General features: G+C 66.3%; 25 protein-coding genes. 7 read left to right on the top strand and 18 right to left on the bottom strand.

Annotated features, from left to right (window positions below):
* Together GFS60_RS27690 and GFS60_RS27685 are read right to left on the bottom strand one after the other, a co-directional pair.
* Positions 1–930, bottom strand: coding sequence for a hypothetical protein (locus tag GFS60_RS27690; RefSeq protein ID WP_159927600.1), 930 nt, complete (start codon positions 928–930; stop codon positions 1–3).
* The gene (locus GFS60_RS27685; RefSeq protein ID WP_159926126.1) at positions 930–1,370 is read right to left on the bottom strand and encodes an OsmC family protein; all 441 of its coding nucleotides are present in this window, start codon (positions 1,368–1,370) and stop codon (positions 930–932) included. Before GFS60_RS27685 ends, GFS60_RS27690 begins: the two co-directional genes overlap by 1 nt.
* 166 nt (positions 1,371–1,536) lie before the next feature.
* On the opposite strand from GFS60_RS27685, the gene GFS60_RS27680 reads away from it, so the two are divergent.
* A complete protein-coding gene (locus GFS60_RS27680) occupies positions 1,537–2,208 on the top strand; it encodes a pyridoxamine 5'-phosphate oxidase family protein (RefSeq protein WP_109330979.1) in 672 nt (223 codons plus the stop codon).
* Here the strand turns inward: GFS60_RS27680 and mutM are convergent.
* The 10 genes from mutM to GFS60_RS27630 all read right to left on the bottom strand — a co-directional run bounded on the left by mutM (position 2,150) and on the right by GFS60_RS27630 (position 14,165).
* Positions 2,150–3,028 carry a bifunctional DNA-formamidopyrimidine glycosylase/DNA-(apurinic or apyrimidinic site) lyase gene (gene mutM, locus GFS60_RS27675; protein ID WP_159926124.1) on the bottom strand — a complete coding sequence of 293 codons (879 nt, stop codon included), beginning with the start codon at positions 3,026–3,028 and terminating at the stop codon, positions 2,150–2,152. The genes GFS60_RS27680 and mutM overlap by 59 nt on opposite strands.
* On the bottom strand, positions 3,021–3,779 hold the full coding sequence (gene rnc, locus GFS60_RS27670; RefSeq protein ID WP_159926122.1) for a ribonuclease III: 759 nt from the start codon (positions 3,777–3,779) through the stop codon (positions 3,021–3,023). Before rnc ends, mutM begins: the two co-directional genes overlap by 8 nt.
* A 19-nt stretch (positions 3,780–3,798) precedes the next feature.
* Positions 3,799–3,981, bottom strand: coding sequence for a 50S ribosomal protein L32 (gene rpmF / locus GFS60_RS27665; RefSeq protein ID WP_109330985.1), 183 nt, complete (start codon positions 3,979–3,981; stop codon positions 3,799–3,801).
* A gap of 2 nt (positions 3,982–3,983) precedes the next feature.
* The gene (locus GFS60_RS27660; RefSeq protein ID WP_397517972.1) at positions 3,984–4,595 is read right to left on the bottom strand and encodes a YceD family protein; all 612 of its coding nucleotides are present in this window, start codon (positions 4,593–4,595) and stop codon (positions 3,984–3,986) included.
* Between the two features lie 83 nt (positions 4,596–4,678).
* Positions 4,679–5,452, bottom strand: coding sequence for a DivIVA domain-containing protein (locus tag GFS60_RS27655; protein WP_109335185.1), 774 nt, complete (start codon positions 5,450–5,452; stop codon positions 4,679–4,681).
* 108 nt (positions 5,453–5,560) lie between these two features.
* Complete coding sequence (gene coaD, locus GFS60_RS27650; protein ID WP_109330989.1) at positions 5,561–6,052, bottom strand: pantetheine-phosphate adenylyltransferase; 492 nt, start codon at positions 6,050–6,052, stop codon at positions 5,561–5,563.
* Complete coding sequence (gene rsmD / locus GFS60_RS27645) at positions 6,049–6,615, bottom strand: 16S rRNA (guanine(966)-N(2))-methyltransferase RsmD (RefSeq protein WP_159926118.1); 567 nt, start codon at positions 6,613–6,615, stop codon at positions 6,049–6,051. Before rsmD ends, coaD begins: the two co-directional genes overlap by 4 nt.
* Before the next feature lie 10 nt (positions 6,616–6,625).
* Complete coding sequence (locus tag GFS60_RS27640) at positions 6,626–10,030, bottom strand: pyruvate carboxylase (RefSeq protein WP_159926116.1); 3,405 nt, start codon at positions 10,028–10,030, stop codon at positions 6,626–6,628.
* Between the two features lie 176 nt (positions 10,031–10,206).
* Entirely contained in the window at positions 10,207–12,465 is a 2,259-nt protein-coding gene (recG, locus tag GFS60_RS27635; protein WP_159926114.1) for an ATP-dependent DNA helicase RecG, read from the bottom strand.
* 8 nt (positions 12,466–12,473) lie between these two features.
* Entirely contained in the window at positions 12,474–14,165 is a 1,692-nt protein-coding gene (locus tag GFS60_RS27630; protein ID WP_159927598.1) for a DAK2 domain-containing protein, read from the bottom strand.
* A 235-nt stretch (positions 14,166–14,400) separates the two neighbouring features.
* Between GFS60_RS27630 and rpmB the strand changes: the two genes are divergently transcribed.
* Entirely contained in the window at positions 14,401–14,592 is a 192-nt protein-coding gene (rpmB, locus tag GFS60_RS27625) for a 50S ribosomal protein L28 (protein ID WP_109330998.1), read from the top strand.
* Between the two features lie 121 nt (positions 14,593–14,713).
* Positions 14,714–15,514, top strand: coding sequence for an enoyl-CoA hydratase/isomerase family protein (locus tag GFS60_RS27620; RefSeq protein ID WP_109331000.1), 801 nt, complete (start codon positions 14,714–14,716; stop codon positions 15,512–15,514).
* A gap of 3 nt (positions 15,515–15,517) precedes the next feature.
* Here GFS60_RS27620 and GFS60_RS27615 read toward each other — a convergent pair whose 3' ends face one another.
* Genes GFS60_RS27615 through GFS60_RS27605 form a run of 3 tightly spaced genes read right to left on the bottom strand, consistent with a single transcriptional unit; the run spans position 15,518 to position 17,634 of the window.
* Entirely contained in the window at positions 15,518–16,195 is a 678-nt protein-coding gene (locus tag GFS60_RS27615; protein WP_201453661.1) for a uracil-DNA glycosylase, read from the bottom strand.
* Positions 16,192–16,713, bottom strand: a complete 522-nt coding sequence (locus GFS60_RS27610) for a gamma carbonic anhydrase family protein (protein WP_159926110.1) — start codon at positions 16,711–16,713, stop codon at positions 16,192–16,194. Before GFS60_RS27610 ends, GFS60_RS27615 begins: the two co-directional genes overlap by 4 nt.
* A 9-nt stretch (positions 16,714–16,722) precedes the next feature.
* Entirely contained in the window at positions 16,723–17,634 is a 912-nt protein-coding gene (locus tag GFS60_RS27605) for a thiamine-monophosphate kinase (RefSeq protein WP_442972174.1), read from the bottom strand.
* Positions 17,635–17,893: 259 nt separating this feature from the next.
* Between GFS60_RS27605 and GFS60_RS27600 the strand changes: the two genes are divergently transcribed.
* The gene (locus tag GFS60_RS27600; protein WP_159926108.1) at positions 17,894–18,124 is read left to right on the top strand and encodes an Lrp/AsnC ligand binding domain-containing protein; all 231 of its coding nucleotides are present in this window, start codon (positions 17,894–17,896) and stop codon (positions 18,122–18,124) included.
* 2 nt (positions 18,125–18,126) lie between these two features.
* Positions 18,127–18,717, top strand: a complete 591-nt coding sequence (locus GFS60_RS27595; RefSeq protein WP_159926106.1) for a DUF3515 domain-containing protein — start codon at positions 18,127–18,129, stop codon at positions 18,715–18,717.
* A 37-nt stretch (positions 18,718–18,754) separates the two neighbouring features.
* Here GFS60_RS27595 and GFS60_RS27590 read toward each other — a convergent pair whose 3' ends face one another.
* The 3 genes from GFS60_RS27590 to GFS60_RS27580 form a co-directional block, all read right to left on the bottom strand.
* Entirely contained in the window at positions 18,755–19,861 is a 1,107-nt protein-coding gene (locus GFS60_RS27590) for a D-alanine--D-alanine ligase family protein (protein WP_109335186.1), read from the bottom strand.
* A gap of 94 nt (positions 19,862–19,955) precedes the next feature.
* A complete protein-coding gene (locus GFS60_RS27585; RefSeq protein ID WP_159926104.1) occupies positions 19,956–21,080 on the bottom strand; it encodes a cystathionine gamma-lyase in 1,125 nt (374 codons plus the stop codon).
* Between the two features lie 4 nt (positions 21,081–21,084).
* Entirely contained in the window at positions 21,085–22,083 is a 999-nt protein-coding gene (locus tag GFS60_RS27580; RefSeq protein WP_159926102.1) for an NAD(P)H-dependent glycerol-3-phosphate dehydrogenase, read from the bottom strand.
* 118 nt (positions 22,084–22,201) lie between these two features.
* Here GFS60_RS27580 and cofC point away from each other — a divergent pair, with 118 nt between their 5' ends.
* Both cofC and GFS60_RS27570 read left to right on the top strand, forming a co-directional pair.
* Positions 22,202–22,918: a 2-phospho-L-lactate guanylyltransferase gene (cofC, locus tag GFS60_RS27575; RefSeq protein ID WP_328799836.1), complete on the top strand. Its 717-nt coding sequence runs from the start codon at positions 22,202–22,204 to the stop codon at positions 22,916–22,918.
* A gap of 66 nt (positions 22,919–22,984) precedes the next feature.
* Positions 22,985–25,189 carry an RNA degradosome polyphosphate kinase gene (locus tag GFS60_RS27570; RefSeq protein WP_159926098.1) on the top strand — a complete coding sequence of 735 codons (2,205 nt, stop codon included), beginning with the start codon at positions 22,985–22,987 and terminating at the stop codon, positions 25,187–25,189.
* Positions 25,190–25,212 lie beyond the last annotated feature (23 nt).

The raw sequence follows: 25,212 nt of genomic DNA, 5'->3' as shown, positions 1-25,212 counted from the left end.
TCACGGCCGTTCCAGTCGGTAAATGGTTCCGGTGAAACTCGTCACGTACAGCGCGTCCGCGTTCCAGCCCGGTCCGGCGCCGAATCGCACCGACGACACCAGCGGAAGCCCGGACGCGAGTGCACAACTCTCCCCGGTCGCCGGATCGACGCGCACCACCTTGCCACCGCCGTTGTACGCGACGTACACGATGCCGTCCGGCCCTACGGTGAGGTCGTCAGCGGCATTGAGCGGACCGGCCCCTGGCAACGGTATCGACACCACCGGGCCGGTCAGATCGTCCTCTCGCAGAATGCGCAACGTGGTGGTCGTATCGAACGTCGTCACCGTGTAGATGTTCCCGTCGTGGGCAGCGAGGCCGTCGACGGTTCCCAAGTCGGTGCGCACCACTTCGGGTGTGTGTGGATCCGCGGCCGGAACACGGGTCACTCCTGCGCCCGACCCCAGATTCCGCGCGGTGAGGAGGTCACCGTTCCCGAGGCGCACCAGCCCGTTCGGCATGACGAGTCCCTCGGCCACCGTGTGCGTATCCCGGGTGTCGAGATTCACGACGTCTATCGTTCCACTTTCCGTCCCGGCAACTCCGGCGGAGAACGAATTTCCGGTGGCGAAGTAGGCGTCGGAGCCGTGCATCGCGATTCCGCCCGGCGCGTCGACATCGGGCACGATCGAGCGGACCGTTCCGTCCGGCTCCACGCCGTCCAGGGCGCCGCCGCCGACGAGACCGGTCCGCGACACCAGCATCGTTCCCGCCCCGTCGAATGCGAGGTTCTCGAGGATGCCCGCGCCGGAGACCACTTCGGACACCGACCAGGGCGTGCACGCTCCGACCGGCGGCGCGAACGCCGGTCCGGCAGCAGCGGGCGCGGCCGCGAGAAGGCCGGCGCTCAATACCAACCCTCCGGCGAGGGCGGTCAGCTCACGCCGCATCATGCGTCGCTTTCGATGGTCAGTGTGACTTTCGTTCCCGTCTTCAGAGTCCGGCCCACGGTGCATACCTTGTCGATCGAGCGCTCCACCAGCGCGACGAGACGCTCCTGCGCCGCAGCGTCGAGCTCACTCAGGTCCAGTTCGAAGACCTCGTCCAGCTGCGGGTACACCTCGTTTTCCCGGTCGGCCGCACCCGACACCCGGATCGTGGCGTCGTAGTTGTCACCCAGCCGTCGAGAGAGAGGAAAATCAGAACTCATCCCGCTGCATGCCGCGAGCGCGATTTTCAACAGTTCACCCGGAGTGAATACACCTTCGACACCCTCCGAGCCGATCAGGACCTCGGCGCCGCGCGAGCTGCGTCCCGTGTAGCGGCGGGTGCCGGTTCGCTCGACCCACAACGAGGTTGTGGCCGGCGTGTCGGAAGTCTGTTCTGCCATGCGCACAATCCTGCCACCCGGGGCCGACGGACCTGCACCGTGGGCGTCCATCCTCCCGACGGGCAGTCGTGGGGCGGCTGTGGATTTGCAGGCACCGAAGCACGGCACGGTCGATCGGTGCACCGTAGGGTGAACCGACCAATGACACCGACACGTAAGCGGGGCAATGCAGATGGGCCAGATCGGTAGCGCGGGTGAGCGCACCCTTCAAGTCGAGTACGGCACCGAGGACCGCGCCGCGAAATTCTACTCTGACCAGGTGCTCGACCACCTCAATCCGACGATGATCGATTTCGTCGGCCGCCAGGAACTCGCGTTCGTCGCTACCGCCGACGCATCCGGCGAATGTGATAACAGCTTGCGCGCCGGCGCACCCGGTTTCATGCACGTCATCGATCCGAAGACGGTGGCGTATCCGGAATATCGTGGCAACGGAGTGATGGCGAGTCTCGGCAACATCCGGGAAAACCCACACGTGGGAATCATGCTCGTGGACTTCGTCCATGACCTGATCGGCTTGCACGTCAACGGTTCCGCCCGGATCGTGGAAGACGCGGACCTGCGTTCCGAGATCCCGGATCTACCAGCAGATCACACCAAGGGCCGGGTGCCCGAGCGATGGGTCGTCGTGGACGTGGAGGAGGCGTATATCCACTGCCGCAAGCACATTCCACGAATGGCGCCCGTACCGCACCACCGGGAGTGGGGCACGGACGACGTCAAGCGCAAGGGCGGCGACTATTTCGAGGCGAAATCGACTCTGCGACACGATGAAGAGCTCAGGCAGGGCGTTTCGGCGGACTTCGCCGCGGCGCAGGCTGGCACCTCGGGCAGCTGAACGACGAGCGATTCATGAACTTTTCACGACGAATTGCAGTGCCGCACCGCGGGCAGGGACGATCCTCCTGCCCGTATGCGGACAGCGATCGATCGAAGTAACCGGACTCGCCGTTCACGTTCACGTACAAGGCATCGAAGGACGTGCCGCCCTGATCCAAGGCTTCGCGCATGACCTCTCGAGCGGCCCCGAGTAGCTGGCGGAGTGTCGCAGCAGTCAATCGATCGGTGAGGCGGGTCCCGTGGATCTGCGCGCGCCACAGGGCCTCGTCGGCGTAGATGTTCCCGATTCCCGACACCACCGTCTGGTCGAGAAGAGCACGTTTGATCTCGGTGTGCTTGCGGCGCATCACCGTAACGGTCGCCGCAGAGTCGAATCTCGTGTCCAGTGGATCCCGGGCGATGTGCGCAACCGAATCAGGGACGAGTGAGCCGTCGACATCGACCAGAGGCGCGAGCGCCCATCCACCGAAGGTGCGCTGATCCACGAACCGCAGATCGAGCCCGGAATCGAGCCGCGCCCGAATGCGCAGATGCTTCTCGGTGACGGCCTCGGGTGGCTGCACGAGCATCTGCCCGCTCATCCCCAGGTGGACCACGAGCGCGACGGCACTGGGTTCGAGGACCAGCCACAAATACTTTCCGCGGCGGTCAGCTCGCGCGATTCGTTCGCCCGTGAGCTGTCCGGCGAGATCCGCTGCGCCCAGAAGGTGCCGCCGGATCGCGCGGGGGTGCAGGACGTCGACCGAATCGATCGAAGCTCCGACAATGTGCCGTTCGAGTCCGCGGCGAACTACCTCGACCTCGGGAAGTTCAGGCACTGACGTCGTCGGCTGCTACGTCCGGACCACCGTCGGACAGAGCGTTCCACGCAGTACTCGCGGCCTTCTGCTCGGCTTCCTTTTTGGATCTGCCGATTCCGACACCGAACGCCTTGCCGCCCACCACGACGGTGGCGGTGAATTCCTTGTCGTGGTCCGGTCCCGTCGCGGTGATCTCGTACGAGGGCACTCCGACACCACGTTCCGCAGTGAGTTCCTGCAGGCTCGTCTTCCAGTCGAGCCCTGCGCCGAGACGCGGAGCGCGTTGGAGTAGGTCGCTAAACAGATCGAGTACCACTCGCCGCGCCGTCTCGATCCCGTGCTGCAGATGGATCGCACCGAGTATCGACTCCATGCCGTCCGCCAGGATGCTCGGCTTGTCGCGCCCGCCGGTCATCTCCTCACCCTTGCCGAGGAGCAGATGGGCTCCCAGCCCGCCGTCACCGAGTGCACGAGCCACCTCGGCGAGCGCGTGCATGTTGACGATGCTCGCCCGGATCTTCGCGAGGTCGCCCTCGGATTTTTGCGGATGCGCAAGGTACAGCTGCTCGGTGATGGTGACTCCGAGCACGGAGTCGCCGAGGAACTCGAGTCGCTCGTTGGTGGGAAGGCCACCGTTCTCGTAGGCATACGAGCGGTGGGTCAACGCCAACGTGAGCAGCGAAGGTTCGATTTCTACGCCGAGAGCGGCGAGGAGGGAAGCATGATCCTCCTCGCCGCCGGCGGGTGTATTACTGATGTCGCTCGTCACGACGCCTCTCCGTGGCGAACTAGACGGCGGCAGTGACCTGGCGGCCCTTGTATGTGCCGCAGGACGGGCACGCGATGTGGGGCAGCGTCTTCTCGCCGCAGCCACGGTTGGGGCAGGTAACGAGGGTGGGCACAGTGGTCTTCCACTGGCTGCGACGCGACCTCGTGTTGGATCGCGACATTCTGCGCTTGGGGACAGCCACTTCTACTTCTCCTCGGCTTCGTTGTTCACAAGATTCTTGCTAGGATCTGATTCCACGCCAAATTTGGCTGCAAGACCAGCCCAGCGAGGATCAAGTATGTCATGCCCATGGCCAGATTCGGCAATCGCCAGGCGAACGCCACATTCTGGGCACAGTCCTTGGCAGTCGTCGCTGCAGAGCGGCTGCAGAGGAAGCGCGAGTCCGACCGCGTCGATGATGACGGGCTCGAGGTCGATCTCGTCGTCCTCGACGCGATAAATCTCATCCTCGTCCGTGGTCTCCTCGGTGGCGCTGTCCGGGTAGGCGAACAGCTCGGTGAGGCTGAGATCGACAGATCCGCTGAACGGCTCGAGGCATCTCGAGCACTCGCCGACTGTGTCGGCGCTGACGGAACCGGTGACCAGGACGCCCTCGGACACGGCTTCCAGACGGAGATCGAGATCGATCTCCGATCCCTCCTCGATTGCAACCATGTCGAGTCCGATGCGCCGCGGCGCCGTCACCACCCGTTCGACGGTGCGCATCGAACCAGGACGACGGCCTAGCTTGACCGTGTCCAGCACGAAATCCGCGTCCCTACGGGAACGCGATGAGCTGCGGCGATGGGTTGACAAGACACTTCACTTTCGAGATGAGGAGAACGACTTTGGGCAACCACTCCACGATACGCAATCGGCGTGGATGATCCAAATGCCGGTCAGCGGCGGCGCTCGGCCCGCCGGTCGTCTGCGTCGTAGTCGGAAGCGTAGTCGGGCACGCCCGAACCCGTCCGTAGCTGCTGGCGTCCCCGTCCGACGGAGCGAATAGTGCCGGACAGGAACTCTTCGAACTCGGCGAGTTTCGTGTCGACATACAGGTCACAGTCGGACCGGAGCCGGTCGGATTCGGCGTGTGCGGCGTCGATCACCCGGGCGGATTCGGCATGCGCCTGCTGCACGACCTCGGTCTGGGATACCAGGCGTTCCTGCTCGGCGGTGCCTTCCGCAACCGAGCGCTCGTACGACGCCTTCCCCGCCTCGATCATGCGATCGGCCTCGGACCGGGCGCGGGTGGTGAGAGTGTCGTACTCGCGCTGGCCCTCGGCGATGGTCGCCTCGGATTCTGCCTCTGCGTCGGCGACCAGCTGCTCGGCGTGCGCACGCGCCTCCGCGACCATCCTGTCGGCCTGAGCTTTTGCGTCCGCGAGGATGCGATCAGCGTCATCCCGTGCATTCTCGATCGTCGACGTAGCTTCGGCGTTGGCGCTGGCGACTGTCTTTTCAGCGTTGGACCTGGCGTCACCGACCAGCTTGTCGCGGTGATCCAGCACGTCCTGGGCGTCGTCGAGTTCACCGGGAATGGCATCGCGCACATCGTCGAGCAATTCGAGAACATCGCCGCGTGGGACCACACAGCCGGCGGTCATGGGCACACCGCGTGCCTCTTCGACAATCGCGACAAGTTCGTCGAGCGCCTCGAAAACCCGGTACACGAGCAACCCCAATCTTTCATGACCTCAGCAGGTCGGCGCAGCCTTCTTCGTGCAAGTCTGCCGGATGGGGACGCCAGGGGTGTGCCGTGACGGCCGGTGTGTCGGGTATCAGCTCTCGGCGGCCCGCTCGGCGATCCTCGTCAGCAGACGGGCGTGCACTTTCTCGGGCAGCATTCCCGTGACGTCGCCGCCGAAGGTGGCCACTTCCTTGACCAGTGAGCTGGAGAGGTAGCTGTAGGCCGGGTTGGTGGGAATGAACAACGTGTCGACGCCAGTGAGTTTCTGGTTCATCTGCGCCATCTGCAGTTCGTAGTCGAAGTCGTTGGCGCCACGTAAACCCTTGACGATCGCTGTGATCCCTTGCTGCTTCGCGTAATCCACGAGCAGGCCGTGCCAGGAACTGACTCGCACGTTCGGCAGTGCACTGATGGCATCCTCGAGCATCTCGATCCGCTCTTCGACCGTGAAGAGGCCCCGCTTGCTCTTGTTGATCATCACCGTGACGATGACCTCGTCGAACTGCGCGGCAGCTCTGCCGATTACGTCGAGATGACCATTGGTCACAGGGTCGAAGGATCCGGGGCAGACAGCGCCAGTCATGAGTCCAGACCGTAGCAGGTCGCCAGCTCGATCCGAGCCTCGCCGTACTTCTTCGCCTTGACGGGCGCGTAACCCTCCGGCCACGACGTCTCCGGTGACCGCGACGAGCGCTCCAGGACCACGATCGACCCGTCGGCCACCCAGCCGTGCCCCCGCAAATCACTCAGAACCGTCTGCACCGCGCCGTCATCCACCGCATACGGCGGATCCGCGAGAACCAGGTCGTACACGCGATCGGCGGTGCCGGCCAGCACCGCGGACACCGGAGCCGTCCGCACCGCGGCACCCGGCAATCCCACTGCACTCACATTCTGCGAGATGACGCCCGCAGCTTTCGCATCCGATTCGACGAGCAGGACACGATCGGCGCCCCGCGAGAGCGCCTCGAGCCCCAGGGCCCCCGAACCTGCGTACAGGTCGAGAACCGAGGCGCCCTCGAGATCCATCCGGCTGTTCAGGGCGCTGAACAACGCCTCACGGACCCGGTCCGAAGTCGGCCGGGTTCCGCTCGGCGGGACCCGCAGGCGTCGGCCGCCCGCGAGCCCCGCGATGATGCGGGTCATCGAACGTCCGTCACTCGCTTGCGGACTCCTTCGTCGAGACGACGGCGAGGAGGTCGCCGCCCTCGACTTGCTGGACCGAGCCGATGGCCAGGCGAGTGACGGTTCCGCCGCGAGGCGCGGTGATGGCCGCTTCCATCTTCATCGCCTCGATCGTGGCGAGAGTATCGCCGGCCTCGATGTGCTGCCCCTCGGTGACGGAGAGGGTGACGACGCCGGCGAACGGGGCGGCGACGTGGCCGGGATTGCTCTTGTCGGCCTTCTCCGTGGCGGGGATTTCGCTGGCGATGGAGCGGTCACGCACCGACACCGGACGCAACTGGCCGTTGAGAATGCACATGACGGTGCGGTAGCCGCGCTCGTCGGGCTCGGAGATCGCCTCGAGACCGATGATCAGCTCGACACCCGGGGCGAGCCGCACCCGATGCTCGTCGCCGCGCCGAAGGCCGTAGAAGAACTGGTTGGCCGACAGCTGGGAGGTGTCGCCATACTTGTCGCGGTGCTCGAGGAATTCCTTGGTCGGACCGGGGAAGAGCAACCGGTTGAGCGTCGCCCGGCGTTCGGCGGAGGTACCGGAGAGCGCCTTCTCGTCCTCCACCGACAGGGCGACTTCGGGTTTGGCCGGCCCGCGGCCCTCGAGAGCCCGGGTACGGAACGGTTCGGGCCACCCGCCGGGCGGGGTGCCCAGCTCGCCGCGCAGGAAGCCGATGACCGAATCGGGAATGTCGAAGCGGGCGGGGTTTTCCGCGAACTCGTCGGTGGAGGCACCGGATCCGACGAGGTGCAGGGCGAGGTCGCCGACCACCTTCGACGACGGCGTCACCTTGACCAGGCGTCCGAGCATGCGGTCGGCGGCCGCGTAGTTGGCTTCGACGTCCTCGAAACGGTCGCCGAGACCCAGGGCGACGGCCTGGGTACGCAGATTCGACAACTGCCCACCGGGGATCTCGTGGGTGTAGACGCGACCGGTCGGGGCCGGCAGCCCGGACTCGAACGGCTTGTACACCTTGCGCAGTGCCTCCCAGTACGGCTCGAGGTCGCACACCGCTTGCAGGTCGAGCCCGGTGTCGTACTCCGAGTGCGCGGCCGCCGCCACGATCGCCGACAACGCCGGCTGGCTGGTGGTGCCGGCCATCGCCGCGGAGGCGCCGTCCACGGCGTCTGCGCCCGCCTGCCAGGCGGCCAGATAGGTGGCGAGCTGTCCACCGGGGGTGTCGTGGGTATGCACGTGCACCGGCAGGTCGAAGTTCTGGCGCAGCGCCGTGACCAGGGTGGTCGCGGCCGGGGCGCGGAGCAGCCCGGCCATGTCCTTGATCGCGATGATGTGCGCTCCGGCCTCGACGATCTCCTCGGCCAGGCGGAGGTAGTAGTCGAGGGTGTAGAGCTTCTCGTTGGGGTTCGACAGGTCGCCGGTGTAGGACAGGGCGACCTCGGCGAGCGCGGTACCGGTCTCGCGGACGGCGTCGATGGCCGGCCGCATCTGGTCGACATTGTTGAGGGCATCGAAGATGCGGAAGATGTCGATACCGGTGGCCGCGGCCTCGTCGACGAACGCCCGCGTCACCTTCTCCGGGTACGGGGTGTAGCCGACGGTGTTACGTCCGCGCAGCAGCATCTGCAGGCAGATGTTCGGTACGGCCTCCCGCAGCGCCGACAGCCGATACCAGGGGTCCTCGTGCAGGAACCGCAGTGCTACGTCGTACGTCGCACCGCCCCACGCCTCGATCGAGAGCAGTTCGGGAGTCATCCTGGCCACGTGCCCGGCGACGTCCAGCAGACCGCTGGTCCGCACCCGGGTCGCGAGCAGCGACTGGTGGGCGTCGCGGAACGTGGTCTCGGTGACGGCGAGGGCCTTCTGCTCCCGCAACGCCCGGGCGAATCCCTCCGGCCCCAGGGCGAGCAGCTTCTGGCGGCTGCCGTCCGGCGGCGGGGTGGAGAGGTCGATCTGGGGCAGCTTGTCACGCGGGTACACCGCGGACGGCCGTTCCCCGTGCGGCTTGTTCACCGTCACGTCGGCGAGGTAGGTGAGGATCTTGGTGCCGCGGTCCGCGGAGCTGCGCAGCGTGAGCAGCTGGGGGCGTTCCTCGATGAACGAGGTGGTGACCCGGCCCGCCTTGAAATCGGGGTCGTCGAGAACCGCCTGCAGGAACGGAATGTTCGTCGAGACCCCGCGGATGCGGAACTCCGTGACCGCCCGGCGCGCCCGGGCGACGGCGGTGTCGAAGTCGCGGCCGCGGCAGGTGAGCTTGACGAGCATCGAATCGAAATACGCCGAAACCTCGGCCCCGACCGACGTACCGCCGTCGAGGCGGATACCGGCACCGCCCGGAGTGCGGTAGCCCGTGATCCGACCGGTGTCCGGGCGGAACCCGTTGGCCGGGTCCTCGGTGGTGATCCGGCACTGCAGCGCCGCGCCACGCAACGTGATCTTGTCCTGACTCAGGCCCAGATCGGCGAGGGTCTCCCCCGAGGCGATCCGCAACTGCGACTGCACCAGGTCGACGTCCGTGACCTCCTCGGTCACCGTGTGCTCGACCTGGATCCGTGGGTTCATCTCGATGAACACGTGATTGCCGCGGGTATCGAGGAGGAACTCGACAGTGCCCGCGCACGAATAATTGATCTCCTTCGCGAACGCCACCGCGTCCGCGCAAATCCTCGCCCGCACCTCGTCCGGCAGGTTCGGGGCCGGCGCGAGCTCGATCACCTTCTGGTGACGGCGCTGCAGCGAACAATCGCGCTCGAACAGGTGGATGACGTTGCCCTGACCGTCGGCCAGGATCTGGACCTCGATGTGACGCGGATCGATGACCGCCTGCTCGAGGAACACCGTCGGATCGCCGAACGCGGACTCCGCTTCCCGCGCGGCCGCCTCGATCGATTCCCGCAACTGGGACCGCTCGGCCACCCGGCGCATGCCGCGGCCACCGCCGCCGGCGACCGCCTTCACGAAGATCGGGAACTGCATCGACTCCGCCGCCGCGAGCAACTCGTCCACATCCGCCGACGGCTCCGACGACGCCAGCACCGGCAGGCCGGCCGCCTTCGCCGCCGCGATTGCGCGGGCCTTGTTACCGGTCAGCTCGAGGACCTCCGCGGACGGGCCCACAAAGGTGATACCCGCCTCGGCGCACGCCGCAGCCAAATCCGGATTCTCGGACAGGAACCCGTACCCGGGATAGACCGCGTCGGCACCTGCCTGCTTCGCGGCGGCGACGATCTCCTCGACCGAGAGGTACGCCCGAACCGGGTGCCCCTCCTGACCGATCTGATAACTCTCATCGGCCTTCAGACGGTGGATCGAGTTCCGATCCTCGTACGGAAACACCGCAACAGTTCCAGCACCTAGTTCGTAGGCGGCACGGAAAGCGCGGATCGCAATTTCGCCACGGTTGGCGACCAGGACTTTGGAGAACATTGGAGCAAACTACCCCGCCAACTCCGGCAGCGGAGAAACGGTATCCCATTATGCAGGATCGTCCGCAATCTTCACAAAGCGGCCCCTGACGTGTGCGAATTCTGCAATGGGCCCGAAACAGAGCAGCGAAGAATTACGTGACCGGAAGTAACTGCTTCACCTTGATCGTCGACTTCTCACGTTTTCTCGAGAAATTCGATCCGGTCCGCATCGAGAGCCGAAGTGACCATCGCAGAAAGACCCGGGTGGTTTTCCAGGCGTGGATCGTCGGCAGTCACCGACCGGGCGAACTCGGCAGCCGCGGCGATCACGTCCTCGTGGCCGAGAAGTGAGAGCAACCGCAGCGTCGAGGTGGTACCCGACTGCGCTGCCCCGAGAATGTCACCCTCCCGCCGGGTCGCGAGGTCGAGTTGGGCGAGTTCGAAGCCGTCGTTGGTGGAAGCCACGTTCTGCAGGCGTCCGAAGGCAGGCGCACCCGGATTCATCTCCGTGACGAGAATGCACAGCCCCTGGTGGGCACCCCGGCCGACCCGGCCGCGGAGCTGATGTAGCTGGCTGACCCCGAAGCGGTCGGCATCAAGGATCACCATGATCGTGGCGTTCGGGACGTCGACGCCCACCTCGACCACCGTGGTGCAGACGAGGACGTCGATGTCGCCGGCCGTGAAGTCGCGCATCACGGCGTCCTTCTCGTCCGTGGGGAGCCTGCCGTGCAGCAGACCGACGCGGAGGTCGGGCAGGATGGTGCCGCCCAGTTCCTCGAAGACTTCCACGGCCGACTTGGTGTCGGGTTGCTTGTCGTCGACAGTGTCCTCGCCGTCGCCCTTCTCACCGTCACCGATGCGCGAGCAGACGACGTATGCCTGCCGTCCCTCGGCCACGTCCTCGCGGATCCGTTCCCACGCGCGTGTGACCCACTGCGGTTTCTGGGACGCTGGTACCACACTGCTCTTGATCGGCGAACGGCCCTTCGGAAGCTGGCGCAAGGTGGACACGTCGAGGTCACCGAGCACCGTCATCGCGATCGTGCGGGGTATGGGCGTTGCCGTCATCACCAGAAGATGCGGGCTCAGGCCTGCGCGCGCCCGCGACCGGAGCCGGTCGCGCTGTTCGACGCCGAACCGATGCTGTTCGTCGACCACCACCATGCCGAGGTTGAAGAACTCGACGTTGTCCTGGATGAGGGCGTGCGTGCCGATGACGATGCCTGCGTCGCCGGTCACCACCTCGAGTAGTGCGGCCCGTTTCGCAGCGACCGGCATCGACCCGGTCAGCAGCGCTACGCGGGTCGCCTTCTCGTCGGCGCCGAGTTCGCCCGCCGTCGCCAGTGAACCCAGCAACGCCCGCAGCGAACGCGCATGCTGCGTCGCGAGCACTTCGGTGGGGGCGAGTAAGGCGCACTGATACCCCGCATCGACAACCTGCAGCATGGCGCGCAGGGCAACGATGGTCTTACCGGACCCCACCTCACCCTGCAGGAGCCTGCTCATCGGATGCGGCTGGGACAGATCCGCGGAGATCTCCTCGGCCACGGCGTGCTGGCCGTCGGTCAGCTGGAAGGGAAGTCTGCGCTCGAACTCGTCCGCGATTCCACCCGGCACCGGCGAGCACTCGGGCGCCACCCGCTCGGCGTTGTCGTGCCGGCGTCGAGCGAGCACCAGCTGCAGGGCCGCCGCCTCGTCGAAGCGGAGCCGGTCGTGCGCATTCTCGATGTCGTCACGAGTGTCAGGGAGGTGGACGAGGCGGAGCGCCTCGTCCAGACCGATGAGGTTGCGCTCGTGACGAATCCGTTCGGGGAGCGGGTCGTCGATCCGGTCGAGTTGGTCGAGGACCTGCCGAACGCACTTCATGATCGTCCAGCTCTCCACCTCCCGCGTCGCCGGATACAGCGGGATCAGGGCGCGGTCGAACACGGACATGTCGACGCCCGCGCCCGGCTCCTGGGCAGCCCGTGCGATACCCGCGAGATCCCCCGCCCCACGAATCCGCCCGACGTTCACCACCGGGTCGTCGCTGCCCGCACGGGGCTCCGGGAGGATCAGGTAACTCGGATGAGTGAGGCTCCACTTGCTGCGGAAATACTTCACGGTGCCGGAGAACATCGCGCGCACACCGGGTTTGATGACGTGTTTGACCTTCTGAGGACTGAAGAACGTGACGTCGACGTTCTGCGTATCGGTCGCGAGAACCACCTTCAGCATGCTGCCGGGACGGTTCTTCATCTTCACGACTGCCGCCGACGACACCCGCGCGATGATGGTGATGTGCTCGCCCTCCGGCGGATCCTTCTCGGCAAGTTCACGGCCCTGGGAGGCGTACCGGTGCGGGTAGTGCCGCAACAGGTCCTCGACGGTGCGAATGTCGAACGCCGCCTCCAGCGCGTCGGCGGTCTTGCGCCCCAGCAGGTGGTCGAGCCTATCGGCGAGTGTGGCCATCGAATTCCTCATTCCACCCCGAGTTGCAACAGATCTCCCGGCTGTCCGCCGTGGTAGACCATCACCTCGACGCCGGGATGCCGCTGGGAGATGTGATCGGCCAGTTCCGTGTCCAGCCCGGCCGGTGCTTCCGCGCCCATCAGGAGCGTGACCAGTTCGCCGCCTGCCCCGAGAACGACGTCGACCAGACGCTTTCCGGCGGCGACCGCGTCCGGTTCGATCACGATCACCTCGTGCCCCATCAGACCGATACCGTCTCCCGGTTCGCAGGTGCCCACATAGGTCAGGGCCCGCTCCCGCGCGATGCGCAACGAACCCCACCGGGTGGCGGCCGCGGCCTCGGACATCGCAAAGGCGTCGTCGACCGCTTCGCGTTCCGGATCGTGCACTGCGAGGGATGCCAGCCCCTGCACCATGGACGAGGTTGCGAGGAGAAGTACCTCGTGCCGGGAATCGCGGGCTGCGGCACTCACCGCGACGAGTTCCTGGGCCGACAGCGCCCCGTTGGGAAGGACCAGCACCTCTCGGCGTCCCAACTGGCGGATGATGCCGAGCAACTGCGCGCGGGTGACGGGGGCGGCGTCGCATCGGAGCACGGTCGCACCCTCCCCCGAGAAGAGGTCGGCCGCGCCGTCGCCTGCCACGACCGCGACGATGCCCCGATCGTCCTGATCGGGGCGAGTGCGGACGGGAGGTAGAAGCCTGCCGTGTTCGCGCGCGTCGACGAGAAAACTGCTGACGCGAATCCTGTGTAGGCGTCCGGCATCGAGACCGGCCTCCACAGCAGCCCCGGCGTCCGCACAGTGCACGTGCACCGACCATCCCCCGTCGCCGTCACCGACGATGACCGTGGAATCCCCCAGCTCGTCGAGTGCGTTCCGCAGTTCTGCCATCCGGGCTTCGTCTGTGTCGGCCACCAGATACATGACCTCGAAATCCTGATGTGAGCTCTCACAGGCGGAGTGGTGGCCACGATGCGCGAGGTCGTCGCCGGCGTCCGGCAACTCGACGTCCGACGACTCCGTGCCTGAATCCGGGGACGGCAGGCGGCGCGGCACTCGCAGCGCGATCGGGGCGCGGACGGGCCGCTCACCGGTGACCGCCGCGACGAAGGCATCGAGAATGACGACGAGCCCCAGCCCGCCGGCATCGACCACACCGGCGGTCCCGAGCGCGTCGAGCTGGCCGGGCGTGCGGGCAAGTGCGGCGGCCGCGGCATCTGCCGCGGAGCGCGCTGTGTCGGCGACAGGCGCATCGTCCGGGAATTCCGCTGCCGCGTCCGCAGCGCAACGCAGGACCGTGACAATCGTTCCTTCGACCAGGTAGCTGACCGCGTCGGTCACCAGGTTGGTGGCCATCAACAGTCCGGTCCGGACAGTCCTGGTGTCGACGACGCCGGAGACCGCTGCCTCGGCGACACCGCGCAACACCTGGGAAAGGATGACCCCCGAGTTGCCCCGGGCACCCGCCACAGCGCCGCGGGCCAGCGCGATGGCCACTTGACGGACGTCCGTTTGGTGGCCGTCGTTCCCGGCATACTTGTCGATTGCCTCGAGGGCAGCCCGCATGGTGAACAGCAGATTGGTTCCCGTGTCGGCGTCCGGAATCGGGAACACGTTGAGACTGTTGATCTCCTCGCACCGTGCCTCGAGTCCCGCGACCGCCGTCCTCGCCCACGACGTCAGGACTCGGCCGTCCATCGGGCGCTCAGGAACCACTGGCATCCTCTCTCACGGGTTCAATCGAAGGTGCCGTCAGACTAGTCGCGGGACGCCGATCGAGCCTGACGTGCTCGGCCATCCGGCCGAGTTTGGCCAATCAGCACTCGAGCGGCTACTCTTGCACGGTTGCCTCGTAAGGGCCGCGATCACTGCGGCCTGCCTACGTGGGGCCAGTTAAATTTCACAGTTCACTATCTTGAAGGAGTTCGCGACTATGGCTGCCGTCTGCGACGTATGCGCCAAGGGGCCCGGCTTCGGTAAGTCGGTCTCGCACTCGCACCGGCGTACCAATCGTCGCTGGAACCCGAACATTCAGACTGTTCGTGCCGAAGTTGCCCCCGGAAACACCCGGAAGCTCAACGTCTGCACGTCCTGCCTGAAGGCTGGAAAGGTTGCTCGGGGCTGACCCGACGCTGCGTGTGTTCCGAAGCCCCCGACACCTCGGTGCCGGGGGCTTCGTCATGTCGCATCGATGCAGCACATCGGGTCCTGGTGATGCCGGGTCGGGCGCCACGTAGGGTGCAACCGTGACTTCTCTCGATGGACTCAGCAAAGTACAGCTCGACGAGGGCGTGCTCCGCATCACGATTTCGACCGCCGACAACGGCACATCGCTGGACGGCGAAGGCCTCGATCAGGGCACACGTGCCCTCGAGGCCGTGGGCGATCGGATCGGCAGCGTTCTCCTCGTCGGCGAGGGGCCGAACTTCTGTGCCGGCGGTAATGTCCGCGCCTTCGCCGCCGCACCCGTGCGCAGCGAGTACGTCGCCGAGATCGCGCGCGTCTTCCACGCCTTCGTGCGCGCTCTCGACGCGGTGACCGTTCCGGTGATCGCCGGTGTGCACGGGTGGGCTGCGGGCGCGGGAATGAGCCTCGTCTGCCTCGCCGATGTCGCGATCGGCGGGCCCGGCACCAAGATGCGTCCGGCGTACCCCTCGATCGGATACACGCCGGACGGCGGTATGTCGTGGACTCTTCCGCGGATCGTCGGCATCGCCCGTGCTCGCGAAATCCTGCTGACCGATGCGGTTCTCAGCGGCGACGAGGCAGTGCGCCTCGGAATTCTCAGCCGCTTGGTCGGTGACGACGTGGTGCAGGACGAGGCGCTTCGACTCGCGCGAACCCTGGCTGCGGGTCCGACCTCCTCGTACTCCGGGATCAAGACCCTGCTCTCCGCATCGACCACACGCACTCTGGCAGAGCAACTCGACGCGGAGGCCGCCTCTATCGCCGTCGCAGCGGACAGCCCGATCGGACGTGAAGGCGTCGATGCCTTCGTCGAGAAGAGACGCGCAGACTTCGCATCGATCAAGGAAGTGCGGGCGTAAACGCTAGGGCAGTTCCCAATTCACAGGTTCGGCGCCGAGGCTGTCCAGCAGTTCGTTCGCTCTGCTGAACGGACGCGAACCGAAGAAGCCTCGTGAGGCGGACAGCGGTGAAGGGTGAGCGCTCTCGATCGTCGGCACGTCTGCGAGCATCGGCTTCAAGGTGGACGCGTCCCGGCCCCAGAGAATGGCGACGAGGGGTTCGGTTCGCTCCACCAACGCGCGAATTGCCTGTTCCGTGACAGCTTCCCACCCCTTCCGCCGATGGGAGGCCGGAAGTCCGGGCTGGACGGTCAGGACCCTGTTCAACAGCAACACACCCTGACGGGACCACGGTGTCAGATCCCCCGTGGACGGCGTCGGAAAACCGAGGTCCTTGCTGTACTCGGCGAAGATGTTGCCGAGACTGCGGGGAACGGGTCGCACGTCGGGCGCCACCGAGAAGCTGAGCCCCACGGCGTGCCCGGGAGTCGGATACGGGTCCTGACCGACGATCAGCACCTTCACTTCGGCGAAGGGGTGCGTGAACGCGCGCAGCACGTTGTCGCCGGACGGAAGATACTCCCTGCCCGCGGCAATTTCCGCGCGGAGGAATGCACCCATCTCGGTGATGCGATCGGCTACCGGAGCGAGAGCCTCGGCCCAGCCGGCCTCCACCAGATCGGATAACGGCGCAGCCATCAGTCGAGCCTACGCAGGGCGTCGCGGTAGTACGCCGCGTTGGCCGAGTACATCTTCACGTTCATTTCCACGTGCCCCTCGGGAACCTCGTAGCCTTCTCGGATCTTGGCGGGCACGCCGAGTGCCATCCGTCTCGGCGGCACCTCAAACTTGAACGGAACGACAGCGCCCGCCCCGACCACGGAACCGGCCCCGATCACCGAACCGTTCAACACCACCGAACCCGACGCGATGAGGCAATTGTCGCCGATCGTGGAACCCTCGATGTGTGCCGCGTGTCCGACGACGCATCCGGACCCGATGACGGTGGGGTCGATCGGCGTGCAATGGATGACGGTGCCGTCCTGGATGTTGGTCCCGGCTCCGATGGAGATGGTGCCGTAGTCCGCGCGGAGCACGGCCTGCGGCCACACCGATGCGCCCGCCGCGAGCGTGACGTTCCCGATCACCACCGCGTCGGGGTGGACGTAAGCGTCCGGGGAAATGTCCGGTTCCTGCTCGCCGAGTGCGTAGATAGCCATGGGTGCAACCTATACCGAGAAACTCTGCCAGCCGGAGGCCCCCGGCCACCGCCGGCCGTCGACCGTGATGCCCGTCCCGTCATGGACCGTTCCGATGCGAAGCCAGCCCGCGGGTAGCGGCACGCCGGAGGGGAAGGTGGCGGCGAAACCGTGGTCTTCTCCCCCGGTCAGTACCCACTCCCAGTAGTCGGTCCCCAGGATCGCAGCTGCGGACACCAGGTCCGGCGACACGGCGATGTCGTCCCGCGCGAGCGCCATCCCGACTCCCGACGCTGCGCCGATGTGCCCGAGATCGGCGAGTAGTCCGTCGGAGATGTCGGTCATCGAGTGTGCGCCCGCCTCGGCGGCGGTCCACGCCGCTGCATACGGTGGGTGCGGTACGCGGTGGGCGGCGAGAAGGCCGGGAAACCGAGTCGATTCCGCGAGGAAGAGAGCGAGACCGCAGGCGGATGCACCCAGCGTGCCTGCGACAGCGACGACGTCGCCCGCCTGGGCGCCCGAACGAAGGACGGCACGCTGCCCCGCGAGGTCACCGAGCACCGTGACAGAGATCACGACGGAATCCGCCTGAACCAGATCGCCGCCGACCACGCCGGCACCAAGTTCCTCGGCAGAATCCCAGATTCCCGCGGAGATACCGTCCGCCACCTCCACCGGAGTATCCGGCGGCAGACCGAGCGACACGAGAAACGCGGTGGGCCGCGCCCCCATCGCCGCGACATCGGCCGCGTTCTGGGCCACCGCCTTGCGCCCGACCTCACGCGGAGACGACCAGTCGAGCCGGAAGTGCCTGCCTTGCACCAGCATGTCGGTGGACACGACGACGCGGCCGTCTCCCGCCCGGACGAGCGCGGCATCGTCGCCGGGCCCGAGAAGTGTGGTGGGCGGCTGGACGCGACCCTCCACGGCGCGGTCGATCACGGCGAACTCCCCGACATCCGCGACGGTGCGGGGAACGGGGGAACCCGGGGTATCCGTTGGTGTGATGGTGTGCCTCCACGAGCGCCGTTGTGTCGGATCACCCGGCGCAGCGCCAGTGTGGCCGGTCGACGGAATGTGCGACTGCGGTACCTTTTAGCTGTTGCCGGGACTCTCCGGCACGTGACCGATCAGCGCGCCGAAGCACCCGCGACTCTACCGAGATCCATGCGGGGCGGAGCAGGGAAGGGCCGGAGCGAGAGTGCAAGCGTTCATCCTGATCCAAACCGAGGTCGGACGAGCTTCGGCCGTTGCGGCGCAGATCGCGCAGATCACCGGGGTGCAATCAGCGCAGGACGTGATCGGGCCGTACGACGTGATCGCGCGGGTCAGCGCCGACGACATCGCGCCGGTGACGCAGGAGATCCGTCGGGTCCCCGGTATCACCCGCACCCTCACCTGCGACATTCCCGAGAAGCCGAAGTCGATCTGAGCATGCCCGAACACGAATCGCACCCGACCGACGCAGCTACCGATACCGAACCCGTGGAGCGGCGTAATCCTGCTCTCATCGCCACTGCGGTGGCGCTTCCGGTCGCGTTGGTGATCGGCATCGTCGTCGCCGCGGTCATTGCCGGGCGCAACCCTGCGAAATCCCCCGTGTCGCTGGGTCCGGTGCCCGCTCCCGCGGCTGCCTCCGCGGAGTGCACGGCGTTGATGGCCGGTCTCCCGGACGCATTGGGCGAGTACACGCGAGCCGAACTCACTCCACCGGCACCCGCGGCGACCGCGGCGTGGCAACCGGCCGAGGGTGAACCACTCGTTCTGCGATGCGGCCTCGACCGTCCCGCAGAGTTCGACCAGGCGTCGTCATTGCAGGTGATCAACGGGGTGCAGTGGTTCGAGATCTCCGGGGAGAGCGCAGGAATCGACGCGAGCAGCTGGTTCGCCGTGGACCGCGGGATCTACGTGGGACTTACCGTCCCCCGGGGCGTCGGACCCACGCCGCTGCAGGAAATGTCGGATGCGGTGTCGAAGGTTCTGCCACAGAAGCCGCTGGATCCCGCACCCGTCCCCCATCCGTGAACCACAGCGCGCACAGCGAGCCGGGCGCGCACATCGTCTAGCGCAGCCCGGTGCCCCGGGCGAGCGCCGTATCGACCAGGGTGGACACGAGGGTGCCGTAGTCGACTCCGATCGCTCCCCACATGCGCGGATACATCGAGATCGAGGTGAACCCGGGCATGGTGTTGATCTCGTTGATGACCGGACCGTCTTCGGTGACGAAGAAGTCGACACGCGCGAGACCCTGGCAGTCGAGGGCGGCGAAGGCGCGCACCGCGAGAGCGCGAATGTCTTCGCTCACCGATTCGTCGAGTTTCGCGGGCACATCGAACTCGCACACATCATCGAGGTACTTGCTGTCGAAGTCGTAGAACGCCTCGTCGCTGCCCGACGCAGCCGGCATCCGGATCTCGGCGACGACGCTGGCCCGGACTTCGCCGTCCGGGAATTCGAGAACCCCGCACTCCACCTCACGTCCACTGATCCCCGATTCGACGATCACCTTGGGATCGTGCTCACGGGCGTGGGCGATGGCATCGTCGAGGGCGGCCCAGTCGGCGACCCGGGTGATACCGATGGACGAGCCCCCTCGCGCGGGCTTCACGAACACCGGCAGATCGAGGCGGGACTTCTGCTCCTCGGTGAGATTGTCGGTGCCCGGCCGCAGCACCACCTGAAATCCGATGGGCAACCCCTCGGCCGCAAGCAACTTCTTGGTGAACTCCTTGTCCATTCCGGCGGCGCTCGCGAGGACGCCTGGGCCGACGTACGGAATTCCGGCGAGTTCGAGCAGACCCTGGATCGTGCCGTCCTCGCCGTAGGCGCCGTGCAGGACGGGGAATACCACGTCCACCGAGGCGAGGATCTTCCCTGCTTCACCGTCGTCGAGAGCAACGAGGTCGCCCGAGCGGGTGGGGTCGGCCGTCAGGGCCAACGCGGAACCACCGGCATCGACGCTGGGCAGGGACCGGCCGCGGATGGACAGGGAGGCGGGATCGGTGGAGCCGAGAACCCACGACCCTTCGGTCGTGATACCGATCGGCACCACCTCGTACCGTTCGGGGTCGAGGTTCCTCAGGACGCTCCCGGCGGAGACGCAGGAAACGGAATGCTCGTTGCTACGGCCACCGAAGATGACGGCTACCCGGGTACGCGGTGTGCTCACGAACAAACCGTACCGCCGCCGCGCCGTGCTCACCGCACCCACCTCCGATCGCCGATACTTCGCCGACCTCACGACTTCGAGCCGACAACCGCGGTCACACTCCCGACAGTGCCCGTTCGACGTCGGCAAGGAGATCGTCGGTGTCCTCGATCCCGCAGGACAGTCGTACGAACCCGTCGGGAACCGCGTCTCCCCACCTCGCCCGGCGATCGGCCGTCGTGTGGATGCCACCGAAGCTCGTCGCCGAAACGAGTAGTTCGCTGCCTGCCACGAAGCGATGGAACTGCTCGGCGGAGCCGAGTTCGAAACTCACCAGTCCACCGAATCGGCGCATCTGCCCCGACGCGACGGCGTGGGAAGGATCACTCGCCAGGCCCGGATAGCGCACCCGTTGCGCCGCGGGGTGCGCGGCCACAAGGTCTGCGACAGCCGACGCGTTGGCGCACTGCCGCTCGAAACGCAGCCCCGCAGTTCCGAGACTTCGATGGGCAAGCCATGTCTCGAAGGGTCCGAGCACCGTTCCCGACAAAGCTCTTTCCCGCTCCATCGCGGCGAGGAATTCGGGGTCCGATACCGCGATGTAGCCCATGAGGAGGTCGCTGTGCCCACTCAATGCCTTTGTGCCACTGGCGACAACGACGTCTGCGCCGAGTTCCAGAGGTTGCTGGGCGAGCGGGGTCGCCGTCGTGTTGTCGACGACGAGCACGGCCCCGGCGTCCCGGCACCGCTGCGACAGCGCGCGTAGGTCGACGACGTCGAGGGACGGGTTGGCGGGAGTCTCGGCGACGACAACCGTCGTTCCTTCCGCCGACGCCAACAGCGCCGCGGTGCTCTCGCTCGCCATGTCCGAGGTCGCCACTTCGTGCACGGTGATGCCCAGCGGCTCCCACCGCTCCCGCGCGTAGGCGCGGACTTGGTAGTACCCGTCCGCGGGAACGATCACCGTGTCCCCTGCCGTGAGAAGAGTGCGCACTGCGACGGTGACCGCAGACATCCCGGAGCCGACCACCAGTGCCCCGGAGGCGCCTTCGAGCATGGCGAGCGCCGATTCGAGATCGCGCCAGCCAGGATTCGATGCCCGGGCATATGTGTCCGACTCGGTTCCTTCGTCGGCGCTCAGCTGGTACGGGGCGGCGAACACCGGACCCCGCTGCATCGGAGACCCTGGTTGCTCTTCTGTCGCAACAGCTTTGACACAACGCGTGGAATCTCCACTCACCCGGTCACTCCGACTTCGTACGACGGCCGAGCAACTGGCCGATCGCGTCCTGCACGACGAGACCTTCATGACACACGCGGTGCACGGCGTCGGTGAGCGGCATTTCGACGTCGTAGCTGGATGCGAGCGCCCGAACCGACGAGCAGGATTTCACGCCCTCGGCCACCTGTCCGTGAGTGGCCTCCTGCGCGGTCTCCATGGACCCGCCCTGCCCCAGCCGCTCACCGAAGGACCGGTTCCGCGACAGCGGTGACGAGCACGTGGCTACCAGGTCGCCCACGCCGGCGAGCCCTGCAAGGGTGGTCGGTTTTGCGCCCAAGGCAACACCCAGACGAATGATCTCCGCCAGGCCGCGCGTAATGATGCTCGCAATGGTGTTGTCGCCCAATCCACTTCCGGCTGCCATGCCGCACGCGAGGGCGATCACGTTCTTGCATGCGCCGCCGATCTCGCAGCCGATCACGTCGGAGTTCGTGTACGGACGGAAGTACCCCGTGGCCGACGCCTTCTGCAGCGCGAGCGCGCGCGTCGAGTCGGTGCATGCGATCACTGTCGCCGCCGGTTGTTCGATCGCGATCTCGCGGGCCAGATTGGGTCCCGACAGGACGGCGACACGCCCCGGATCGGCGCCCGTGACCTGGACGATGACCTGACTCATCCGCATCAGAGTGCCGGTCTCGATCCCCTTCGCGAGGCTGAGGAGGGTGGCATCCTCGCCGATCATCGGACTCCAGTCTGCCAGATTGCTTCGCAACGACTGGGAGGGAACGGCGAGAACGACGAAGTCGGCACCGTCCAGCGCGGCCGCCGCATCATCGGTGGCAGTCAGCGTCGACGGAAGCGCGACGCCGGGTAGATAGTCGACGTTTTCGTGCCGCCCGGCGATCGATTCGGCGACCTCGGCGCGGCGCGCCCACATGGTGACATCGGTTCCGGCATCGGCCAGGACCTTCGCAAAAGCCGTCCCCCACGAGCCTGCCCCCAGTACAGCAGCCTTGCTCACACAGCCCCCTCATCATCGATTCTCTTCGTATCCCGCTCACAGTAGCGCCGATACCGGGGCACGACACCGCAGCGTCTGGACTGGCAAGATATCGGGCATGAGCACCGCGACTCCACCCGTGATGCCGCGCGCGCACGTACTGGTCGCGGTCAAAGAACTTCACGTGGCCAAAACCCGCCTGTCCGGAGTGTTCGACGTCGCCGACCGCACCGGCCTGGTGCTGTCGATGCTGCGCGACACCCTGACGGTGGTCCGCGGCGTCGACTCCGTGGTGGGTGTCACGGTGGTCACGCCCGATGCGGCAGTCGCGCGTCTCGCGCGCAGCGTCGGCGCCCACGTCTATGCCGATCCCACATCGACGCCGGTCGAGGGCGGTGTGGACGAGCAGGGTGGCGAGGGAGACCAGGGCGAGCACGGACTCAATGCGGCGCTGGCGGCCGCGGCCGACCATGTTCGGAAGAATGAGCAGGGTGTGGATGTCGTCGCCCTGCAGGCCGATCTCCCGTCGCTGCGCAGTGACGAATTCGGCGAAGCTCTCGCTGCGGCCAGAACCGGCGGCCGATCGGTGGTCGTCGATCATCACGGAACCGGCACCGCGGCACTGTTCTCGTGCGACCCTTCCGTTCCGCTCGATCCGCAGTTCGGGCCAGGATCGGCGCGGCGACACCTCGAGTCGGGGGCCCGCCCGTTGCACGGGCACTGGCCGGGTTTGCGAACCGATGTAGACACGGCCGACGACCTGGATTCCGCTCGCGCACTCGGAGTCGGGCCTGCCACGCGCGCTGCGCTCGACGCGGCAACCCCTATCGCCGCTTCCCCGGGCGGAAAGTCGTAGCCGACGACCAGTGTGAATTTGCCCCATCGATTGTCCGCAGGAGTTTCCTCGAGGGATGATCGTGATGTGAGTAATGGCGAAGCACTCGACCAGCAGACCGACGTCGACGACAAGAATGGATCGCACGACGGCACCCTCGTGGTGAACTCGACGAGCATCCCCATGGCGCCTCCTGCGGCTACGAATGCTCCCGCGAGCGTCCTCACCGAGGGACTGCCCGAAGATCGTTATCTCAATCGGGAACTCAGTTGGCTCGACTTCAATTCGCGTGTTCTCGCGCTTGCCGAGGACACGTCACTGCCGCTCCTCGAGCGTGCCAAGTTCCTCGCAATCTTCGCGTCCAACCTGGACGAGTTCTTCATGGTGCGGGTCGCGGGCTTGAAACGCCGGGACGAGACCGGTCTGTCCGTGCGTTCCGCAGACGGTCTCTCCCCCCGTGAACAGCTCGCGCTGATCGCAAAGCGCACCCAGGAAATTTCCGACAGGCATGCTCGGGTGTTCCTCGACTCCGTGCGTCCGGCGCTTGCCGCGGAAGGGATCTCCATCATCGGGTGGTCCGATCTCACCGACGACGACCGGGTACGCCTGTCGGTGCACTTCCAGGAGCAGGTCTTTCCGGTACTCACTCCCCTCGCTGTGGATCATGCGCACCCGTTCCCCTACATCAGCGGGCTCAGTCTCAACCTCGCGGTGACGGTGAAGGACGCGGCCACCGGCGGCGAACACTTTGCTCGCGTCAAGGTTCCGGACAACGTGGGTCGGTTCGTACGCGTCAACCGCAACGAGACTCCGTCGTCGATCGACGCCTTCCTCCCCATGGAGGACCTCATCTCGGCCCACCTCGACGTGTTGTTCCCCGGTATGGAGATCGTGGAGCACCACGCTTTCCGCATCACGCGCAACGCCGATTTTGAAGTCGAGGAAGATCGCGACGAAGACCTCCTGCAGGCGTTGGAACGGGAACTGGCCCGTCGGCGCTTCGGATCACCGGTGCGTCTCGAAGTGGCCGACGACATGACCGAGCACATGCTCGAATTGCTGCTGCGCGAACTCGACGTCGACCCGGGTGACGTCATTCAGGTACCCGGACTCCTGGACTTGTCGTGCTTGTGGCAGGTGTACGCGGTCGACAGGCCGGCACTCAAGGACCGGCCGTTCGTGCCTGCGACCCATCCGGCTTTCGGCGAGCGGGAGACTCCGAAGAGTGTCTTCTCCACACTTCGCGACGGCGACGTGTTGGTGCACCACCCCTACGACTCCTTCTCCACGAGCGTGCAACGTTTCATCGAGCAGGCGGCGGCCGATCCGCAGGTTCTGGCGATCAAGCAGACCCTGTACCGGACTTCGGGTGATTCGCCGATCGTCAACGCCTTGATCGCCGCCGCCGAGGCGGGCAAACAGGTTGTGGCTCTTGTCGAAATCAAGGCCCGGTTCGACGAGCAGGCCAACATCAAGTGGGCCCGCAAACTCGAACACGCAGGCGTTCACGTGGTGTACGGACTCGTCGGACTCAAGACGCACTGCAAGACCTGCCTCGTCGTCCGGCGTGAAGGTTCGGCGATCCGCCGCTACTGCCACATCGGTACCGGCAACTACAACCCGAAGACGGCCCGGCTCTACGAAGATGTGGGGCTGCTGACAGCCGCTCCCGAGATCGGCGCGGACCTCACCGATCTGTTCAACTCGTTGACGGGCTATTCCCGCAAGACCCACTACCGCAATCTCCTCGTTGCGCCCTACGGAGTCCGCCGGGGAATCATCGAGCGGATCGACGCCGAGGTGGCCCGCAAACTGCAGGGCCACGAAGCCGGAATTCGCATGAAGGCCAACGCGCTGGTCGACGAACAGGTGATCGACGCGCTCTATCGTGCGTCCAAGGCCGGCGTTCCGGTGGACATCGTCGTCCGTGGAATTTGCGCTCTGAAACCGGGAGTTCCGGGAATGAGCGAAAACATCGTGGTTCGCTCCATCCTCGGCCGATTCCTCGAACATTCCCGAATCTTCCATTTCCGCGGCGCCGACGAGTTCTGGATCGGCAGCGCCGACATGATGCACCGCAATCTCGACCGGCGCGTGGAAGTGATGGCGCAGGTGAAAGATCCTCGCCTCACAGCGCAGATGGCGGACATTCTCGACTCTTCCCTCGACCCCACCACTCGGTGCTGGTTGCTGCAGCCGGACGGACGTTGGGCGGCGGCACCGGCGGACGGCGAGGATGTGCGCGAGCACCAGGAGGCCATGATGCGGACGCGGATGGGTGGCGGATCCTGAACGCGACGACGGCGCGGCAGAAG

The organism is Rhodococcus sp. WAY2, assembly GCF_009859915.1.
Lineage (GTDB): Bacteria > Actinomycetota > Actinomycetes > Mycobacteriales > Mycobacteriaceae > Rhodococcus_F > Rhodococcus_F oxybenzonivorans.
The sequence above is the reverse complement of the archived record's forward strand: the minus strand, read 5'-3'. Positions and strand labels throughout refer to the sequence as shown.

Excerpts from the sequence above, each read along its gene's own strand:
- GFS60_RS27690 (WP_159927600.1), bottom strand. The coding sequence starts at position 930 with ATGCGGCGTGAGCTGACCGCCCTCGCCGGAGGGTTGGTATTGAGCGCC.
- GFS60_RS27685 (WP_159926126.1), bottom strand. The coding sequence starts at position 1,370 with ATGGCAGAACAGACTTCCGACACGCCGGCCACAACCTCGTTGTGGGTC.
- GFS60_RS27680 (WP_109330979.1), top strand. The coding sequence starts at position 1,537 with ATGCAGATGGGCCAGATCGGTAGCGCGGGTGAGCGCACCCTTCAAGTC.
- coaD (WP_109330989.1), bottom strand. The coding sequence starts at position 6,052 with ATGACTGGCGCTGTCTGCCCCGGATCCTTCGACCCTGTGACCAATGGT.
- rsmD (WP_159926118.1), bottom strand. The coding sequence starts at position 6,615 with ATGACCCGCATCATCGCGGGGCTCGCGGGCGGCCGACGCCTGCGGGTC.
- GFS60_RS27640 (WP_159926116.1), bottom strand. The coding sequence starts at position 10,030 with ATGTTCTCCAAAGTCCTGGTCGCCAACCGTGGCGAAATTGCGATCCGC.
- recG (WP_159926114.1), bottom strand. The coding sequence starts at position 12,465 with ATGGCCACACTCGCCGATAGGCTCGACCACCTGCTGGGGCGCAAGACC.
- GFS60_RS27630 (WP_159927598.1), bottom strand. The coding sequence starts at position 14,165 with ATGGACGGCCGAGTCCTGACGTCGTGGGCGAGGACGGCGGTCGCGGGA.
- rpmB (WP_109330998.1), top strand. The coding sequence starts at position 14,401 with ATGGCTGCCGTCTGCGACGTATGCGCCAAGGGGCCCGGCTTCGGTAAG.
- GFS60_RS27610 (WP_159926110.1), bottom strand. The coding sequence starts at position 16,713 with ATGGCTATCTACGCACTCGGCGAGCAGGAACCGGACATTTCCCCGGAC.
- GFS60_RS27595 (WP_159926106.1), top strand. The coding sequence starts at position 18,127 with ATGCCCGAACACGAATCGCACCCGACCGACGCAGCTACCGATACCGAA.